This window comes from Lysinibacillus sp. VIII_CA (assembly GCF_049943995.1).
Lineage (GTDB): Bacteria > Bacillota > Bacilli > Bacillales_A > Planococcaceae > Lysinibacillus > Lysinibacillus pinottii.
Genome location: NZ_JBNFXM010000012.1, coordinates 90,006 through 109,212, shown reverse-complemented (window position 1 = coordinate 109,212; position 19,207 = coordinate 90,006). Strand labels below are relative to the sequence as shown.

Genomic DNA, 19,207 nt, shown 5'->3' with positions numbered 1-19,207 from the left:
GGAATTAAAACAAAGTGTGCTAAAAAACTAACTGATAAGAATAACAAACAATATACATGGATTGGCTGTAAAACTTTGTTCATTTTATCATTAACCCCCTCCTAACAATACTCCCCAAGTCCGAGGTTATCTAATCGAATGGGGTGTATTTTTATTATAGACACACGTAAACACCTTTATAGCTCTCGAATAAAATATTCACTCTCTTCTGAGGATTTATAATAAGTAAACTATGCTGCATTTCAGCTTTTACCCACAACCATTATTGTTATTATGTACAGCCAAACTACCGTACCTAATAAACCTCCAATTACTCTACTAATTTTCAAAGCATGTTAAAAAGCAATCAAAAGTAGATTTTGTTTTATTTTATATAACTGCTAATATTTAACTATATTGAAGCAGTGTGAAACAGTGAAAATGCTAATAAATTTTTAAGAAAAATTGCACCAAATTTAATAAAAGGGGGCTTTTTCAATTTGCTTAAGAAGAATATTATCATTTTAGAAAACAATCTTTATTTAAAAATGGGCTTAGTGAAAATTCTGGAGAATGACTATAATATTTATTCAGACATTAACTTATCAAAAAATCTTTATGCTTTAATGAGTCAATACAAACCAGATATTATCGTCATTAATAAGCTTAGTAAAAATAACTTAGAAGATGTCAAACGAATTCGATCCGAATATCCTACTACATATGTTGCTATTCTTACTTCAATTATTTTAGAGGAAGAAATGCACGAGGCTTTGTTAGCTGGTGTCTCAGGGTTTATTTTATATAATATAAAATTAATAGAATTAACAAAAGCAATAGACTTAATTTCTAAAGGTGAATACTATTTTGATAGCTCGTCAATGACAACTTTTATAAAAAGCTATTTAAAACTATTCGATTCGAAGAAAATAATAGCGCATCTTTTTACAAAGCGGGAATATGTCATTTTGCTAATGCTTGCAGAAGGTAAAGACGTACAAGAGATTAGTCAAAACCTTAATATTTCCAAAAAATCAATCAAAATGAACATTAATAAGATTTATAACAAATTATCAGTAAAGACTCGCCTACAAGCGATAGAAAAAGCTATTAAAAACAGGTGGATTCCTTATAATTTAGCTATATCTAATTTATATGTGATAAATTATAATCAAAAACAGACAATACTACATTGATAAAAATCCGAATATTTCTTATATTCGGATAATTTTGCGTTCATTGAAAACCCCTACCACGTAAGAGTTTCACGTATTTTCTCCCACTTTAACTGATTGTATCTACTTGGTGCTCCTGACAACAAAATGATTGACTGCCATAACAAAAGTGCTTCAATTACAAATAATTCTTTTTTCTTATATCTAATTATCAATTTGTGTATCATTTGAAACAAATATTGATTTTGAAGACATGTGAATAGATGTTATGGTAATGGTTAATTAATATAGGTATATTTAATTATTCCGAAAGAATTTAATAGCAATCTTTGCTCGCTTGGTTTTAAAAAAAGTGTAATAAACCATAATATTGTTACCGGTGTATCTATATTGGTAGAGAAATTCGTAAGAAATAGAGGTGAGAGTATGTATAATTTTTTAGATCGTTTCACTTTACAAAAGGTGCAACTGTTATATCATATCCATAATGAAAAACGATTCTTTTCTAGTCAGGAGCTAGCTAAAAAAATGGATTTATCTGAAAGAACCATCTTAAAAATAGTGACAGAACTCTCAAGTGATTTAGAAAAATTTGATGAAGCTATTTTTTTAAACGAACTGAAACAAAAGCAATTTAAATTGGACTATAAAGATTATTTTTCGATTAAAACAATCGAAAGATTTTACCTGCAAAATTCGTTAGCATATAAAATTTTCAATGATATTTTTTATAATAAATTAGTCGATTTTAATATGTTTATTATAGAAAATTTTACAAGTCAAGCTTCTATATATCGTCAAATAAATAAAATTAAACCTTTATTAAATGAATTTCAATTAAAATATACGTCTCAAGATTTCATTACACTTGAAGGATCTGAAAAACAATTTCGTTACTTTTACTATTTGTTCTATTGGAATTCATGTTGGGGAGAAACTTGGCCTTTTTTAGGAATATCTAGAGAGGAAATAGTAGAAATTATTAAGGACTATAATCGAGAATTTCAAATTTCCGTATTATACTTGCTAGCGATTTGCTTAATACGGGCTAAAATGGGTTTTGTCATAGAAGATGACGTGGCATATACAAGATATACTGAACATCATTATCAATTTGAAAAATTTTCACAAACATTTAGTGTTTTATTTAAAAAATTCACAAACCTGAATGATGAAGCAATAGAGAAAGAGATAAAGTTTTCATTTTCATTTCTAGAATCTCAGCATCGTTATGAGAAAAGTGAAAGTTCCATAAGTTTAATGATGAATTTTGGTCAATACCATAATCAAGAATTATTTGTACAAGCTACTTTGTATTGGATGGAGAAATTTAGGAAGTTCTTTTCAATTACTTTAGATATAGAGGAATATGGAGTACTGTTTGTAAACTTACTGAACCTTCATTATCATACATTGAATTTTTCTGGTCCTGCATTTTTATTTAAAGAGGACCTTTATAAAAAGAGATTTGATTGTCATGCTACTATACAAATTGAAATTATGAATCAATTTTACGACTATCTTTTAGAGAATGAAGAATTTTATAAGGTTTTTGAACGAAGAGAGCTTTTAATTGGTAGATATCATAGATTACTAAAGCAATCAATCGATGTTCTTAAAAGAAGCACCATAAAAATAAAAATATACTCCTTGATCCATGATGTTCATTATTTATTCGATAAGGTCAAACGCGTCTTTACGCATGTTGATTATTGTACAAAAGATGAAGAAGCCGAATTGATCATTACTGATCGCCTATACTTAAATATTGCTAAAGACAAAGAAGATATTTTTGTATGGGATTCTATACCTGGGAGAGAGGATTTTTTCAGGCTAGGTACAAGACTTCAAAAAATTTACTTTACTAAAGAACAACAGCCAGACCAATTACTTTTAAAAACATTATTAAGTCAAGTATAAAGTGTGGGGATTTCATTGATTTTGAGACAAGAAAACTGAAACGAGAATTATTTGATTATTTTGAATACTATTCTTAAAAATAGTAGAAAAACATAATGGTTATACATCTGACTGCTTCATTTTTATGAGTGCATACCATCTTGCTTTAGACAAAGAATCATCATTGTACTACCTTTAACCATTTTCAAATGAAGGGGTTAAAATACATAGTCTTTTTGGTTACCTTTCTGTATAAAGTAGTTTGGGTACTTGGGAAACGAATCGGTGATAAAGTAAGACCAAACGTTTTTGTTATTAAGTGAATAACCGTTAATTCATACAAATTTTCGTTTGCTATATTTCCAATCGAAGGGGGTAATTATGATGTTACGCAATCTTTCTACAATGAAAAAATTATTAGTTTTAATGTTAATATCCATTTTTACAGTTGGTATTATTCAAGTCGTTGGATACAATACGATGAAATCTTTAAAAAATAATATAGAGGATATATTTAAGGACCGCTTAGAACCAGGTATAGTTTTGACTGATTATAGGCTAAATAACCGTATTATTTTAACATACATGTATCGTTCCTTCCATTACACTGATGAAAAAACGATTAATGAAATTCATGCTGGGGTAAAGAAGGCTTTTGAGGAAAATGAAATGAATCTTCAATTACTTAATGACACCAGCTTAAAGTCAGATGAAGCAGAAATAATAAATGAACTGATTGATGAATATCCAAGTTTTAAAGAAACTATGGAAAAAGTATTCGAATTAAGTCTTGCCAATAAGAATGAGGAAGCATTAAATCTCTATTATTCTATTGCTGAGCCTGAGTATAATAGGATTTTATCAAAAGGTCGAGAGTTAACACAATTAAATAGAGACTATGCAAGCTCTTTGTATAAGGAAAGTGTAGAAGAAGTAAATAAAAATACTAGGTATACATTGATCATTTCAACGGTATTAAGCATACTGTATGTTGTGTTCGGTTTTATTGGTGTCCGTACATATATAACAGCTCCAATAGATAAAATAAAAACTGCTGTCCAACGGGCAGAAGCGGGAGAATTAAATTTTAGTGTAGACTATGATTCTAAGGATGAAATTGGCGTATTATCTGCATCACTTAATCGTATGATTACTAAATTAAGAGATTTAATAGGTCAGGTGAAGCAATCGTCTGAACATATGGCAGCGTTTTCTAATGAACTCACGGCAAGTACGGAACAAACAAGTAAAGCCAGTGAGCATATTGCAACTGTTACGTTAGATATTGCAAGTGGAACAGAGCATCAAGTTCGAACACTAATAGAAACAGAAGATATTGTTACGCAAATGGCCCAAGATGTCCAAACAATCGAAAGTAATTCAACTAGCGTATCAGAGGCAGCTATTCATGCAGAACAAATTTCGGTGGATGGAAATGAAATTATTAAAAACGCTGTTCAGCAAATGAACAAAATCCAAACGTCTATTGATAGTCTAAATAATGTGATTTTTGGTTTAGGAGATCGCTCATCAGAGATTGGGCAAATTGTAGAAGTTATTACAAGTATTGCTGAACAGACGAATTTATTAGCATTAAATGCAGCTATAGAAGCGGCAAGAGCAGGGGAAAATGGTAAAGGATTTGCTGTGGTTTCAGAAGAAGTTCGAAAATTAGCTGAAGAATCCTCTTTGTCTGCACGGAGAATTTCTGTATTAATTGATGGGATTCAAACGGAAACGAATAGAGCGGTAGATTCAATGCAATTCACAACAAATGAAGTGGTTATAGGTATAAACTGTGTAAACACGGCAGGAGAATCCTTTAAGAAAATTCAACATGCTACCAAGGAAGTTTCGGCTCAAGTTCAGGGGATTTCTACTTCAGTAGAGCATATGGCGATAGAAATGAGACATATGACTGATTCTATGAAGCAGATCAACGGAATCGCTCAAAGTTCTGCGGAGGGAACACAAAATATTTCGGCAGCTACTGAGGAACAGCTAGCTTCCATGGAAGAAATTACTGCATCTACTTTTACACTTTCTAAAATGGCAGAAGAATTACAAAATAAAACAAATACGTTTAAAGTTTGACGTGGCAGATTTTTTAAGAAGTACATAAGAGGAATTGAAGTTATTCTACAATTATTTCAGTTAAAGGATAATCGAAGTTCTTAGGCAAGGATAAAAGGATTTGATAAACAGCTAAGTAAAAGGATACGCTTGATGTTACACTTACTCCCTATAACCAGCCAGGTACTCTAGACATTTGCACAAATGAATAACCAGAAGCTCCTATTATAGGTGAGCTTCTGGTTTTTTTGTGTGAAATTATAGGAGTTAGATAGATTCCTTAGACGTCATCAATCTGGGCTATTCATAAGTAGGTACTAGCCTGATGTCAATGCCTTTTCTATCGCTTAATAACATAGCTGGGATAACCTAATTTCGTTACTCCCTTCATTCTTTTTTGCTGAACGGTCAAATTCAGATTCTCAAGGACATGTTGCAATAGTTTTAGAAGGTATAGCATATATTGAACTTTAATTCTCAAAATAGGAGTGGGGCAAGTGAACGATATCGAGCTATTGTTAAAAAAATTAAAGTACTTTGATAAAAAATTTAAGTTCATGATCCAGCAAAACAAAGATCATCTTCTAATTGATTATGATGAGCTATGTGAATTAATGGATGATTATTCTTCTTTTATAATCAATCGTGATAATGAAAAACAATGGAAACATATCAAACAATCGATAGAGATACTATCATTAATCGACAATTTAAGAAATAATTCTGCTGTTTGTGTCCAAATCCTAGAGAAACATTGGGCGGTATTACTAAGTCATGAAGAGAAAGAGATGACCGATTACTTTCGTAATATAGGAGCTTGTATTGGCAAGGAATTTGGAGGTTTTCAAGTTACCAGTCAATCGAAGGTACTTTTGATAGGTTCTGGGTCTTTTCCCATAACATTATTAATGGTTGCAGAACAAACAGGAGCAGACGTTTTTGGAATAGATATTGATGATGAGGCGATTCAGCTGAGCAAACATCTAGTAAATAAATTAGGAAGTCATTTATCCATTCAAATTGATAAGAAGACATTAGAGGAGCTAACAGTTATGCAGCAAATTAGTCATGTTATATTTAGTTCCACCGTAAGTAATAAATATGACATTTTAGACCAATTATATGATGTGACAAATAAAGATGTGCTGATTGCTATGCGTTATGGAAATGGACTAAAGTCTCTTTTTAACTACCCTAGGCAAAATGTAGACGAAAATAAATGGCATATAATAGAAGAAGTTATGCAACCTCAACATGTCTTTGATGTTGTTTTATATCAAAAGGTACAATGAATTTAATAGGTGAGGAGAAAGCTATGACTTATTTTAATCATGTATTACTGTTAGGAACAGGGCCTACAGTCATTCAATTAGCTGTGAATTTCAAAAATTTTTTCAAGAGTAAAATTGCTATTGCAGGTCGAGAATCTGTACGTTCCAATATTTTCTTTGAAGCAGTTGTTCAGCATCAGCTTGTACTTAAGGTGTCTGTACAAAATACACAACATCAGGCTGTTTCAGGAGTATGTAAGATTGATGCATGTTTTAAGGGGTATCATAAAATATCTGGAAAGTGGGATACTGTTGTCCTTTGTGTGACGACAGATTCTTATCTAGCTGTATTAGCACAAATTGATACAAAAGTATTGAAGGAGGTTAGTAGCTATATATTAATCTCACCTACATTTGGTTCTAGTCTTTTAATGGCTAATTTTCTAAAGAATCTTTGCCCTCATGCAGAGATCATTAGTTTTTCCACATATTATGGAGATACTAGATGGATAGGTGGAATTCCATCAAATGAAGTTTTGACAACAGGAGTGAAGAATACAATTTATATTGGCTCAACCTACTCAACGTCTTCTAGACTAGTTAAAATTACTGAATTATTTAAGGATTTGGGAATTCATTTGAAAAAATTAGCTTGTCCCCTTGAGGCAGAAACAAGGAATATTTCTTTGTACGTCCATCCTCCCTTATTTATGAATGATTTTGCATTAAAAGCAGTATTTGAGGAGGATAACGTAACAAAATATGTGTATAAGCTTTATCCTGAGGGGCCTATTACTTATACTATGATTAGGCATTTACTAACCTATTGGGGAGAAATGATGAAAATTACAAACCACTTCAATATTCAACCTCTCAATTTATTAAAGTTTATGGTAGATGATAATTATCCATTGCAGCCAGCAAGTATAAATAGACAGGAAATCGAGAATTTTAATAAACTTGAATCTATACATCAAGAATATTTGCTCTATATTCGTTATGCTTCTTTATTAATTGATCCATTTTCTATACCAAACAAAGAAGGAAAATACTTTGATTTTTCGGCAATCCCTTTTAAAGGAATGTATAAAAATCTTGATGGAGAATGGGATATTCCTAGAATGCCAAAAGAGGACTATTTTCGTATGAAAATCATACAAGGGATTGCGAGTGCCCTGAAATTGGAAAGCCCAACGCTTGATCATTTTGTCCAAACCTACGAAAAAAAACTACAGCAAGTTGTGGCTACATCTAGGAATAAAATATTTTCTGATGCCTTCCAAATAAAATCCTATTCACAAGAAATCGAGATGATTTGTAAGGATTTAATTTTAAGTGAAAAACAAAAGACAGGGAAGAAAATATGTAACAGGATTAATTAGTTATTAAGTTTTCAATCAGTCGTATCATTAAGCTGGCTTTAGCGGTCGTATGAAAACTAAGAATTAGCGGACTCTTCAAAAGTCTGAAGTTATTGCTAAATAAATGCGTAGTGCAAGCCACCAATTAGTAGATGGGTGGTTCTATTTTAAATTGACAATGATAATCATTATCGATAAGGTGGAGGTAGACGAGCATCGTCATCTCCACCTTTTCGCATGTTAGGCTAAATACGTTTGAATAATATTGCAGAATGGACTTCTGTAAAAAGATAGAGGAACAGACCTAAAATGTCTGTGTCTTTTAGCTACATCAGTAGCTTATTGAAGGGTATACGCTGTTTATGGTCAAAAGTTATTCAAGATGTACAGCTAGAATTTTACGATTACTGGTAAACAATTTTTGAAATGAGGTATGCAATTTGAACATCGATGTAAATCAGTTAGCAGAATATTTAGCACATATTCCATTTCAAGTAGAAGGAATATATCGATATGCTAGTAATTCAGGTGTGCCATACGCTGACTATACAGATGCTTTTCCTGGATTTGTTTTTCCACTTAATGGAAAAATACAATTTCATTTCAATGGCACACCTTATATCTTTTCTCCAGGAAAAATTGTGCATGGCGGTGCAAAAATGAAACTGGATCAAAAGAATTTTGATAATACGAATTGGGAATATATCCTTGTTCTCTATCGCATATGTAACTCAGAACCGCAGGAGGCAGGCTTTTCTCATCAACATTTTGAATTATCAACTGGACAATCTCCTCGTCTTATCGAATTAGTTATGCGTCTTTGGCATGTGTATAATCAGCGCGGAGGCATTTCTAGGTTTCAGACTGAAATGCTATTTCGTGATGTATTGAATGAGGCTTTATTATGTGTGGTTAATCGGCAAAATAGCTGTCAATCACATATTTTATTTGAGCAGGTATCTTCCTATATTCATGAACACTATTATCAAAGCCTTACAATTCCCTTGCTTGCAGAACAATATAACGTGAATCGAAATCGGCTATCTTATGTATTTAGAAAACATGCAGGGATGGGACCAGCAGAATATTTATTGAAATACCGTATAAACATGGCTCAAGAAATGCTCTTTAAAAGTGATGCTCCTGTACAACAAATTGCGCAGGCTGTTGGAATGGATGACCCCTTTTATTTTAGTAGAGTGTTTAAGAAACAATTTGGTATACCTCCTAAAGAGTTTCGTGAGAAGTTCATTAATAATCCATGCTAGTTTCAACAAGCATCCATTCAAATCTATCAATGCCTTTACTATACTAATGGCATATCAAAGATCATATGTTGGAGGAATTTAGGATGCAAAAGATGAAAGGATTGTGTTTCTCAATACTTTTATTAGCTGGAATACTAGGAGGCTGTAATGAAACACCAACTGAAAATAAAGGAATATCTACAAAAGAGACATCTACTTCAGCGATTCAGCAGGATACTACTGATTGGCCAAGAACCATTAAGGATGCCTTAGGTAAAGAAATAGTTATCGAGAAGAAACCTGAAAAAATAGCGTCGCTTTGGTATTTTTACCCAGAAATATTAGTTGCACTGGGTGAGCCGCCTACAGCTTCTACAGATAAAGAGTATCTATCTTCTTTAGCCTATTTAAATGGAAAACTAGATTCAACCGAAGAATTAGGAGATAAATTGTCTCCTAGTATTGAAAAAACTCTATCGACCGAGCCTGATTTTATTTTAGCAACAGAACATCATGAAAAACTGTATGAATCACTTGAAAAAATAGCGCCAGTCATTACTTTAAAATACCAGGATATTTATGAAGATTGGCAATATGGTCTCCGTACAGTAGCCGAGATTATTGGCAAAGAGGACGAAGCTGAAAAAGTAATTGAAAAAATGATGCAAGCAATTACAACTGGGCGTGAAGATTTAAAATCGATTGAAGGAGAGTCAGTAGCACTTATAGTGTCATGGGATGGAAAAACTTTTAATGTTTTGGGTGAAGATAACCCTGTTTATACACTTGCGTTTGATAAAGAAAAGGGGTTGGGACTTACACCAGATATCACATTTAATGGTAAGAGCAATCAGTTTTCTGCGTTCGAAGGAATTTCAACTATTCAAGCAGACCATATTTTCCTTATAGGGGATATAACCAAAAAAGAAACATTACTGAGTGAGTTAAATGAAAATAATGTTTGGAATAATATGAACGCGGTAAAGAAAGGAAATATTCATTTGATGGATACATCTGCTATTACTGGTGGCCCACTAGCTATGGAATACGCTTTGCAAAATATAACAAAAGCTCTAAAAAATTAAGTAGAACAAATAAAGGGAGAGAAGTATATGTATTATCAAGCTATTAATCTGAATGAGAGTGCAGCTCAAATAAATGAACTATGGGCACCAAAAGTTATTGGTGAAATACACGATTTCCAATTCAAGCTGGTTAAGATTGATGGAGATTTTATATGGCATGAGCATCAAGGAGCGGATAAAGTATTTATTGTCCTCCAAGGAGAGTTATTTATCGCTTTTCGCGATGGCCAGGTGAAAATTTCACAAGGGGAGATGGTTATAATTCCAGGTGGCCCTGCGCATAAGCCTTTTGCCGAAAAAGAATGCCATATTATGCTAGTGGAGCCTAAAGGCATAGTAAATACTGATAGTAAATAAAATAACAAAAATTCTAGAGCTGCATAGTCAGCTCTTTTTTATTGAACGAACGAGGCAAGCTAGAGATGGAGATAAATGTGTTAATAACAATATATCGACCTTCAGAAGAACTATTTTATAGGAGTAAAGTATCAAAAAAATAGAATGAATTTCGAGGAAAAAAATGTTGAAAAATACTTAAATTGTAATATACTTATTTGGTAGGGTCTCATACTATAGTATTTATAAATTTATTGGAGGTATTTTATGTCAGACAGAAGTTTCGTAGCAACATTATTACTTTGTTTCTTTTTAGGAAGTCTAGGTGTTCACCGTTTTTATGCTGGTAAAATCGGTACAGGAATTTTAATGTTTTTAACATTAGGTGGATTGGGTATTTGGACAATTATTGATTTAATTATGATAATCGTTGGTAAATTTACTGATAAGGACGGCAACATTATTAAATCGTAATAGAACATAATTAGTAAATTATTGAAATATAAAAACGATGGGCTTGTACATAGATTATTTTCAGCTTGTTGATTTTATTTATAGTAATGCGATAAAAGAAGGGAGACTTTTCTAAATGTCTACCCTTCTTATTTATTTAGTGGTTAACTAATTGAGCGGATCTTATTGTTTAAGTACTTTAAGCTAACAGTATACTGCAGCTACATTAAAATAATCACTTTTTTAGTAATAATAGCTATCATTCATCACCTCTACTACAACGCCTATTACAAATGAAATAATCGTGATAATGATTGATATAGCTATACCAAACAAAGCATATATTAAAGCTGATTTTGCTGCTTTAGGTTGTGTATCTTTCCATACAAAATAGATAATAATTCCAAGTATAGGGAAACAGCATAAACTGAGTACATTAATCCAAATGTTTGGTGTATCATTTTTTGCCGCAGTTACTTGACCGCTAAATTTTAATATGTTAACGCCACAGTGTAGACAAATTTCGGCATTCTCGTTAACGCTAGAACCACAATTGGGACAATACATATTAAAGACCTCCTGCATCTTAGAAAATGCCCATTTACCAACTTTTTTCTGCTGTTCAGCTAATTAGTATAGTATCGATAACGGTTGAACGTACATCCCTTATAGAGCATATTTAGCTAAAAAAGATTATGTTCACTACAATAAATACCTTACATATGTAATCACTCGATTTAGGAACTAAATAATCCTATAAGGAGCATGGCAATATAGAATAATATGATAAGTCCTAAGTTAATAAAGAAGAAAGTTAAAGCAGATTTAGCCGCAATTGGTTTTTCGTCTTTCCAAACAAAGAACAACACTAATCCAACAAGTGGCACACAGCAAAGTGTAAGTATGTTAACGGCCCAGTTGGGTTTGTCTTCACCACTTGCATTTTTTACGCGGACTCCACAGTGGATACAAATTTCTGCGTGCTCCGAAATTTGTTCGCCGCAATTTTTACAATACATAATAGGTCCTCCAGTATTTTATAGATTTCTTCCAACATATTGGCCAAGTAAAAAAAATTGGTAACCAATAGTATAGAAAAGATAAATAATGCCGATTCCACCAGGTAATCCAGTGAGGAACCGCCTATTATTATTACTTGTCCATTTACCAAATAATTGTCCTATACCATCGATAGCCATTGGTAAAATTAATAAGGCTATAATCCATAAATCAAATCTTCCTAAAAGTATGACTAATAGTATGGATAAGAGATAGCCTACTGCCATACCAGTACACCTTGCACATAGTGGGAATTTTTTCCCATTATAATGAAATGACCGGTCTGGTCTTTGATGGCAAAAGAAAACAACCTTCAAAAGAAAATTAATACTATTTTCCAAAATTGTAACTCCTTTATTATTCTAGCGTATAGTATATAACATAAATAGAATTTATGGAATATACTACATAATTTAGTTTTAAATATATAATTTTTTAAATATTGATTGAATGATAAATTAGTTGTTCGGAAAGATAGTTCAAAAGAGCGTTTGACAGAGGATAATAAAGTTTTTTTTGAGCTATTAAGAAGTCGACAGCTTCGGCAAAGATATATAGGCCATCTTTATATTATGGGGGGGTCAATAGTAATAAATAAGTGCGGTTTCCAAAGCTGATTGAGTAGTTGAAACTCATCAGCTTTTTTCAGTTAAAGTGATTATCGCATTGTGAAAAAGGTTGAGGAGAAAGGGGCAAATGTTTCAATTTCTTTAAAAGTGATAGAGCGTTTACCTTGTCTCTGGCTTATATAAGCGGAAAAATTTAATGTAACGGCAGGGGAAAAAGACAAAGAGCTGATATTACTTCTCTTATTCATATTGTTAAAGTTTACTATAGATTATTTTACATAGTATTTAGAATATTAATAATAAATTAGAATGTTTTTATTATTTTTCTGTTAAAATTACTATGTTAACCAATATTTTGGTAGTGTTAATTTTGACAATTACCTTGAATTCATTCATTGGATTAAACAATACCCTTATTAAATAGGAAAATGGGGAGGTATTACTCTAAGTATGAGTAAATGGAGGAAATCGAAGTATTTAAAAGCAATAACAGCAATGGCATTAACGGCTTCAACAGTAGTGGTGGTAGCACCGATTGCATCAGAAGCAAGTAGCTTTAAGGATGTCCATCGAACGCATCCATTTTATGACGACATTAAGCATTTACATGATCGTGGCATGATTAATGGGTTCCAAGATGGCACATTTAAACCTGAACAAAACGTAACACGTGGACAAGCTGCTAAAATTATTGCAAGTGTTTTAGGACTAGACACATCCAATGTTAGCAATCCCAATTTTAAAGATATTTCTACTACTCAGCCATATTTTGGAGCTATTGCGGCTTTAAAGCAAGAGGGGATTATTGATGGGTATGAAGATGGAACATTTCGTCAGGGTGATTATATTCAACGTAACCATGTAGCAAAGATTTTAGCGAACGCGTTTCATTTAAAAGCTTCGAATACAAATTCATTACCATTCACGGATGTGCGTGCTGAGTACAAAGAAGCGATTGCTGCTTTATATGAAAACAACGTAACGAATGGCAAGACAGCTACATTATTTGATGGTTCTTCAAATGTAACACGAGGGCAAATGGCTGCATTTATTAATCGTTCAGAAGTGGTTGGTCCTTCGATTTCTCACCCCTCTCAAAGTGTAACGTTTAAAGTTGAAGACTATACAGCGAATGAAATGACTATTAATGGTAAGACCTATCTTTTTAATGATTCAGTAAAGTCAATTTTTACCACTGAAAACAGAACCGCACTATTGGAGGCTGAAATTACAGCAACAATTAAAAATGGTGTGATGACAAAAGTAAATAATGTTGTTTTAAATAATGCAGGTTCAGTAGAGAAGGGAGTTGTATTCAATACAAATGCAACGCTTGATTCCATAACAATTAACGCAGATGGTGTGACAGTTAAAAATATATCGGTTACAGGAAAAGCGACTATTACCCCAACTGTTAAAACAAAAGTGGAATTTGATGGAGCCACAGTTACTGACGGAATTTTAGTAGATACCATGGATGGAGCTAATGCTTCTTTAGAAAATAAAATTGCAAATCAAAGTACACCTGTATTGAAAATTAAAAATTCGCATACTGGAAAAGTACATGTCAAACGAAATAATATTTCGATTGTGTCGAACACAGTCATTCCTGAAATTATTATGACAGCTGCTATATCCGCTATCAATATTGATGGAGCAGCAAATAAGGTAACAATAGATTCTACGGCAAAACTGAATATGACTGGAAATGTAAAGTTTGAACGACTTTTGCTTTCCACGCCCGCGGAATTAGCGTTAAATGCTGCTGGTGTAGTTAATTATTTAACGATTCTAAACCCTGATGCAAGAGTTTCAATCGGTTCAGATTTACTAATAAATAACTTATCGATCCCAACAGGTTCATCTGTAACAAAGATTATTACGAATTATGCCTCGGTGGCTAGCAAAATTAAGGCAATTATTGGAGGTTCTTCGCCGAGTACTGGGGCACCAAACACAGGTGGAGGAAATGTGGCCCCTGATCCAGTTATTCCCCCAGAAAAAGTGAATGAATTTAATGTTAAGAATGCTGAGGAATTAAAACAAGCATTAAAAAAAGCTAAAGCAGGAGACGTAATTAAATTAATAGCTCCAGTGTCTTCAGATGTAACATTAACAGATTTAGTCATGATTGATTTGAATGGTCATACCTTGATGGGGAATGTAACGATAACAGCTCCAACAGCTAAAGGGAGATATTCTTTAATGCCAACTGGTAGTACTGGTATTATTGCAGGTGATTTAATCATTGATGCACCAAATGTTAACATCAGTTTAGATGGGTTATCTGTTGAAGGAAACACAGTAATTGAGTAATTGACTAATAACTTTTCTGTAAATTCCTTTGCAAGATAGAGAAAAGGTTAAAAGATAAAAAATCTAAGGAGCTAAATGAATGAAGAAATATGAATTTAATGTCGTTTCCAAAATAGCGTTATCATTTTTACTTGTAATTTCTATGATTTTGCCCTACCTAACAGTTGTAAAGGCGGAAACGACAGAAGCTATTGGAGTGGGGGAAGCTGTCAACCAATTTGATCCCAATTCAGCTAGGAATAATGTTACTGTGGAAGGATATATAGTTGGGTTTGTTAAAGGTGAAACTTCGTATTCAGTGATAGCAGATAGCGACACAAATCTGGCTATTGCCGACACACCTGGTGAAACAGATGTCACGAAAATGCTGTATATTCAATTACCAACCTCCCCAAGCTCATATAGAGCCAACTTTGGTTTAAAAACAAACCCAAGTAATCTTGGGAAAAAAATTAAAATAACAGGGACACTAGATAAATATTTTGGTAGTCATGCAGGGCTAAAATCACCCACTTCAATTGAGTTCGTTGGAAGTGAACCAACAGAACCGACTAATCCTTCTGTCACAGAAGGGACAATTGCCGAAGCTCGTGCAGCTGTTGGAACAGACCGTATAGTTCAGATCCAAGGGACCGTTACAGCAACACCTGGTAGCTGGGGTGGCAAGGCCTTCTATGTACAGGATGAGTCTGCAGGGGTATATGTTTTCTCTAATTCAACTGAAGCAGGGAGCTTAGCTGTTGGAGATATTGTCAAAATCACAGGGAAAACGAGTTTATTTAGTGGAGAAGTTCAATTTAATTCGCCAACAATTGAACGCATTTCTTCAGGGACAGCACCAGCACCACAAATAGTTAATCTACCCATTGATGACAGTATACAAGGTAAGTTAATTACACTGGAAAATGTGAAGATTAAAGATTTAGCGTCATCTGGTACGTATGGAACATTTGAGTTTAAAGCAGTTGATGCAGAAAATAACGAGCTTTTAATTCGCCATGATAACCGTACGGGCTATCAGTTCTCTCAATTTGAAGCAGGTGGGTTCAATAACAATGATGTGATTACAGTGACAGGGATTGCTTCCATTTTTAACGGGGCATATCAGTTAAAAACGTTAAACGCGGAAAGCTTTCAATTAGTATTAAATTATGAGCCTACAGAAGTAACGAATGTGAAAGCTTTTCCAGCAACGGGTGAAGTTTTTGCAGGTACAAAGGTAACATTGTCTACAGATACACCAAATGCAACAATCTATTACACGTTAGATGGTTCCGAACCGTCAACAGCTAGTGAGGTTTATAATACAGCAGCGGGCATTGTTGTAAATGAAGCAATGACGATTAAAGCATTTGCTACAGCAACGGGTTTAAACGATAGTGGAATGACGACCTTTAATTTTACAATTAAAGATGCACCAACCCATATTTCGATTACGGAAGCACGTAATAAAGAAATAGGACAAGTGGTAACCGTATCAGGTATTGTAACAGCAAAATTAGAAACAGCGACTGCTCACATTCAAGATGAAGACGGCGCGGCGATAGCTATTTATCCTGTAGATAGTCTTACTGCAAAAGTCGGTGATCGGGTGTTGGTGCAAGGTAAAGTAGATGAATATAGTGGACTAAAGCAATTAACGAATATTTCGCTTGTTGGCATGCCTGTTCCTTCTACAATACCAGAGGCACATATTATTAAAAGTATTGAGGTTGGAGAAGACAATGAATCGAAATTAGTAACCATTAAAAATGTTGCTATTACTGGTTCAGGTCAAAACTTTACCGGAACTGATGATGCAGGCACATTTGCTATTTATGATAAAACAAGAGACTCTGGTTTAGTAAGTGGAAAAACGTATGGGGAAATTACAGGCATTGTTGGTCAATATACAAATCATCAACTCCTCCCGCTTCGCATTATTGAAGATGTAACAAAGGTTCAGGATATCAAAGCTTCTCACGTTGGTGGAATAACAGCTGGTACGAAGGTTACGCTTTCTACCATGACAGAAGGTGCAACGATCTATTACACATTGGACGGCTCTGCACCAACAACAGCTAGTACAAAGTATACAGGGGAAATTATTGTTAATCAGCCATTGACGATTAAAGCGATTGCAGTGAAAGAAGGTTTAACGAATAGTGCGATTGCTACATTTGTTTATGAGATGATTGATACTAACAATGCCACAATTAGCGATATTCAAGGGGCAAGCCACCTATCGCCATATGTCAATTTAGCAGTAAATGATGTAGAAGGAATTGTAACATTCGTTATTAATTCAAGTAGCTTCATTATGCAAGAAGGCGAGACAGCATTCGATGGCGTAAAATCGACAGCGATCAAGGTAAGTAAGTCGGCACATAATGTAGTAGTAGGGGACGTTATTAAAGTATCAGGAAATGTAACTGAAGCGGGTGGCAACTCTCGATTAAGAGATACGCAAATTTCAGCAACCAATATTACAAAAACAGGTAAAGCAGTAATTCCAGAGCCTCTTGTGATAGGAGAGGATCTATTCCCGCCAAATAAAATTATTGATAATGATGGCTTGGCAATTTTTGATCCACAAGAAGATGGCATCGATTTTTGGGAATCCATTGAGTATATGCGAGTATCGTTCCCAGAGGCGAGAGTGATTGGACCGATGTACAATAATGATTCACCAATTGTTGTACCAAGCACAACAAATAATACATTTAATGTGAATGGCGGTTTAAATATTGCAGCCGATGATTATAATCCGGAAAAAATTATGCTTGAAGGAGTAGCTGGAAAAAATTATGATTCAGGGGATCGCTTTAATGAACCGCTTATCGGATTTGTAGAAAACTTTACAGATGGCTATCGACTGAACACGAATAATGTTTTTCCTAATGTAACAAAGGCACATCTTCAACAAGAAGTGACGCATCTTCAACCAGTAGCGGACAAATTAAATGTCGCTTCTTATAATATCGAAAACTTTTCGAATAATCCTGCCAATACATCTAACGAAAAAGTAGACAGAATTGCAGCGACATTTGTAAATAATATGAAGTCACCAGATATTATTACATTAGTCGAAGTTCAAGATAACGATGGTCAAATTGATTCAGGAAATGCAGATGCATCTGAAAGCTACATGCGATTAATTCATGCGATAAAAGCTGCGGGTGGTCCTGCTTATGATTGGATTGATGTCATGCCAATTAACAATACAGTAGGCGGTGCACCAGGCGGTAATATTCGTGTTGGCTATCTATATAATCCGACACGTGTTTCATTAGTGTCAGGTATAAAAGGGTTAGGCAACCAAGCGAATACATGGACAGCAGATGGAAGCCTTGCTTTAAATCCTGGCTTTGTTGATCCATCAAAATTTGTAGATACACGAAAACCAATTGCAGCGGAATTTGAATTCCAAGATGAACGTGTAGTTATTATCGGAGCTCACTTAAATTCTAAAGGTGGGGATGGTTCACTTTGGGGACCAACACAGCCACCAGTTTTAGAATCAGTTAAGAAACGTATTCAACTTGCTCAGGCCATCAATGATTTTATCGATGAAGGACTTGCCATAAATCCGAATTTAAATTTCATAGTGGCAGGGGACATGAATGACTTTGAGTTCACACCAGCACTTGAAACATTGAAAGGAGATGTTTTAACGAATATGATAGATAAAGCCCCAGAGCAAGATCGTTTTACGTACTTCTTCCAAGGGAACAATCAAGTGTTGGATCATATTTTAGTTTCGAATCATCTTGCGGATGTTACGGAAATTGACCTAATTCATATGAATGCGAACTTTACAGAGGCACAAGGCAGAGCATCGGATCATGACCCTGTATTAGTTCAAATTGATTTGCAAGCAGGAAAAGAAGAAATACCAACACCAATAGTACCTGAAAATGTATATAGCTTTAATCACTACAAGACTGGTAAATTAATAGTGAATCGTCCAAGCATTTCATTAACGTTAGGGGAAAATACCATTATTAAAAATGGCATTGCAGTATTTAGCCAATATGCCGAATTCCATGGCGAAGGATTTGCAAACAAAACTGTAGTGATCAGTCCTAAAAAAGGCAATGCGATTATTGACTTTAAAGGTACGAAAATTGGTTCCATTATTATTGAAGGAAAAAATGTAAAAGAAATCCGTAATTTACCTGCTGGATCGACCATAACGTATACAAAAGGGGCATCGGCAGAGGAAATTGAATTTAAGTAATGATACTTGCAGGAACAATGTAAAGCATATGCTAATCATACTTTATTTTGATAATTAAACAGTACGGACAGTATTCATGAAGTACAGTAAAAAAATTAGCCATTCCAAACTTTTGGAGTGGCTTTTACTTTTACCTCATTCATAACTAGCCTATAGTAGATTCAT

General features: G+C 33.8%; 14 protein-coding genes. 11 read left to right on the top strand and 3 right to left on the bottom strand.

Going from position 1 to position 19,207, the window contains the following annotated elements; translation table 11 throughout:
• The first annotated feature begins 479 nt into the window (after nucleotides 1-479).
• The 9 genes from ACP3VS_RS16235 to ACP3VS_RS16195 all read left to right on the top strand — a co-directional run bounded on the left by ACP3VS_RS16235 (nucleotide 480) and on the right by ACP3VS_RS16195 (nucleotide 10,900).
• Nucleotides 480-1,175: a DNA-binding response regulator gene (locus ACP3VS_RS16235; RefSeq protein WP_426389237.1), complete on the top strand. Its 696-nt coding sequence runs from the start codon at nucleotides 480-482 to the stop codon at nucleotides 1,173-1,175.
• Between the two features lie 405 nt (nucleotides 1,176-1,580).
• On the top strand, nucleotides 1,581-3,074 hold the full coding sequence (locus tag ACP3VS_RS16230) for a helix-turn-helix domain-containing protein (protein ID WP_426389235.1): 1,494 nt from the start codon (nucleotides 1,581-1,583) through the stop codon (nucleotides 3,072-3,074).
• A gap of 360 nt (nucleotides 3,075-3,434) precedes the next feature.
• Nucleotides 3,435-5,147, top strand: coding sequence for a methyl-accepting chemotaxis protein (locus tag ACP3VS_RS16225; RefSeq protein WP_080695179.1), 1,713 nt, complete (start codon nucleotides 3,435-3,437; stop codon nucleotides 5,145-5,147).
• Between the two features lie 476 nt (nucleotides 5,148-5,623).
• Nucleotides 5,624-6,418: a nicotianamine synthase family protein gene (locus ACP3VS_RS16220; protein WP_031417826.1), complete on the top strand. Its 795-nt coding sequence runs from the start codon at nucleotides 5,624-5,626 to the stop codon at nucleotides 6,416-6,418.
• Between the two features lie 23 nt (nucleotides 6,419-6,441).
• Nucleotides 6,442-7,779 (top strand): opine metallophore biosynthesis dehydrogenase, encoded by a 1,338-nt coding sequence (locus ACP3VS_RS16215; RefSeq protein ID WP_198696108.1) that lies wholly within the window; start codon nucleotides 6,442-6,444, stop codon nucleotides 7,777-7,779.
• Nucleotides 7,780-8,198: 419 nt separating this feature from the next.
• Nucleotides 8,199-9,026 (top strand): helix-turn-helix transcriptional regulator, encoded by an 828-nt coding sequence (locus ACP3VS_RS16210; RefSeq protein ID WP_012293524.1) that lies wholly within the window; start codon nucleotides 8,199-8,201, stop codon nucleotides 9,024-9,026.
• Between the two features lie 83 nt (nucleotides 9,027-9,109).
• Complete coding sequence (locus tag ACP3VS_RS16205; protein ID WP_012293525.1) at nucleotides 9,110-10,090, top strand: ABC transporter substrate-binding protein; 981 nt, start codon at nucleotides 9,110-9,112, stop codon at nucleotides 10,088-10,090.
• Between the two features lie 27 nt (nucleotides 10,091-10,117).
• A complete protein-coding gene (locus ACP3VS_RS16200; RefSeq protein ID WP_012293526.1) occupies nucleotides 10,118-10,447 on the top strand; it encodes a cupin domain-containing protein in 330 nt (109 codons plus the stop codon).
• Between the two features lie 246 nt (nucleotides 10,448-10,693).
• Complete coding sequence (locus ACP3VS_RS16195) at nucleotides 10,694-10,900, top strand: TM2 domain-containing protein (protein ID WP_012293527.1); 207 nt, start codon at nucleotides 10,694-10,696, stop codon at nucleotides 10,898-10,900.
• A gap of 222 nt (nucleotides 10,901-11,122) precedes the next feature.
• On the opposite strand, the gene ACP3VS_RS16190 is transcribed toward ACP3VS_RS16195, so the two are convergent.
• From ACP3VS_RS16190 to ACP3VS_RS16180, 3 genes are all read right to left on the bottom strand, one after another.
• The gene (locus tag ACP3VS_RS16190) at nucleotides 11,123-11,446 is read right to left on the bottom strand and encodes a zinc-ribbon domain-containing protein (protein ID WP_036169807.1); all 324 of its coding nucleotides are present in this window, start codon (nucleotides 11,444-11,446) and stop codon (nucleotides 11,123-11,125) included.
• 170 nt (nucleotides 11,447-11,616) lie between these two features.
• Nucleotides 11,617-11,898: a zinc-ribbon domain-containing protein gene (locus ACP3VS_RS16185; RefSeq protein WP_031417829.1), complete on the bottom strand. Its 282-nt coding sequence runs from the start codon at nucleotides 11,896-11,898 to the stop codon at nucleotides 11,617-11,619.
• Nucleotides 11,899-11,916: 18 nt separating this feature from the next.
• The gene (locus ACP3VS_RS16180) at nucleotides 11,917-12,255 is read right to left on the bottom strand and encodes a DUF2085 domain-containing protein (RefSeq protein ID WP_063389796.1); all 339 of its coding nucleotides are present in this window, start codon (nucleotides 12,253-12,255) and stop codon (nucleotides 11,917-11,919) included.
• A 702-nt stretch (nucleotides 12,256-12,957) separates the two neighbouring features.
• Between ACP3VS_RS16180 and ACP3VS_RS16175 the strand changes: the two genes are divergently transcribed.
• Both ACP3VS_RS16175 and ACP3VS_RS16170 read left to right on the top strand, forming a co-directional pair.
• Nucleotides 12,958-14,823, top strand: a complete 1,866-nt coding sequence (locus ACP3VS_RS16175; protein WP_426389232.1) for an S-layer homology domain-containing protein — start codon at nucleotides 12,958-12,960, stop codon at nucleotides 14,821-14,823.
• A gap of 79 nt (nucleotides 14,824-14,902) precedes the next feature.
• Nucleotides 14,903-19,042, top strand: coding sequence for a chitobiase/beta-hexosaminidase C-terminal domain-containing protein (locus ACP3VS_RS16170; protein WP_198696111.1), 4,140 nt, complete (start codon nucleotides 14,903-14,905; stop codon nucleotides 19,040-19,042).
• Nucleotides 19,043-19,207: the final 165 nt, after the last annotated feature.

What these genes read in the sequence shown, in the direction of transcription:
- ACP3VS_RS16230 (WP_426389235.1), top strand. Translation starts at nt 1,581, where the DNA reads ATGTATAATTTTTTAGATCGTTTCACTTTACAAAAGGTGCAACTGTTA.
- ACP3VS_RS16225 (WP_080695179.1), top strand. Translation starts at nt 3,435, where the DNA reads ATGATGTTACGCAATCTTTCTACAATGAAAAAATTATTAGTTTTAATG.
- ACP3VS_RS16215 (WP_198696108.1), top strand. Translation starts at nt 6,442, where the DNA reads ATGACTTATTTTAATCATGTATTACTGTTAGGAACAGGGCCTACAGTC.
- ACP3VS_RS16205 (WP_012293525.1), top strand. Translation starts at nt 9,110, where the DNA reads ATGCAAAAGATGAAAGGATTGTGTTTCTCAATACTTTTATTAGCTGGA.
- ACP3VS_RS16200 (WP_012293526.1), top strand. Translation starts at nt 10,118, where the DNA reads ATGTATTATCAAGCTATTAATCTGAATGAGAGTGCAGCTCAAATAAAT.
- ACP3VS_RS16195 (WP_012293527.1), top strand. Translation starts at nt 10,694, where the DNA reads ATGTCAGACAGAAGTTTCGTAGCAACATTATTACTTTGTTTCTTTTTA.
- ACP3VS_RS16190 (WP_036169807.1), bottom strand. Translation starts at nt 11,446, where the DNA reads ATGTATTGTCCCAATTGTGGTTCTAGCGTTAACGAGAATGCCGAAATT.
- ACP3VS_RS16185 (WP_031417829.1), bottom strand. Translation starts at nt 11,898, where the DNA reads ATGTATTGTAAAAATTGCGGCGAACAAATTTCGGAGCACGCAGAAATT.
- ACP3VS_RS16175 (WP_426389232.1), top strand. Translation starts at nt 12,958, where the DNA reads ATGAGTAAATGGAGGAAATCGAAGTATTTAAAAGCAATAACAGCAATG.
- ACP3VS_RS16170 (WP_198696111.1), top strand. Translation starts at nt 14,903, where the DNA reads ATGAAGAAATATGAATTTAATGTCGTTTCCAAAATAGCGTTATCATTT.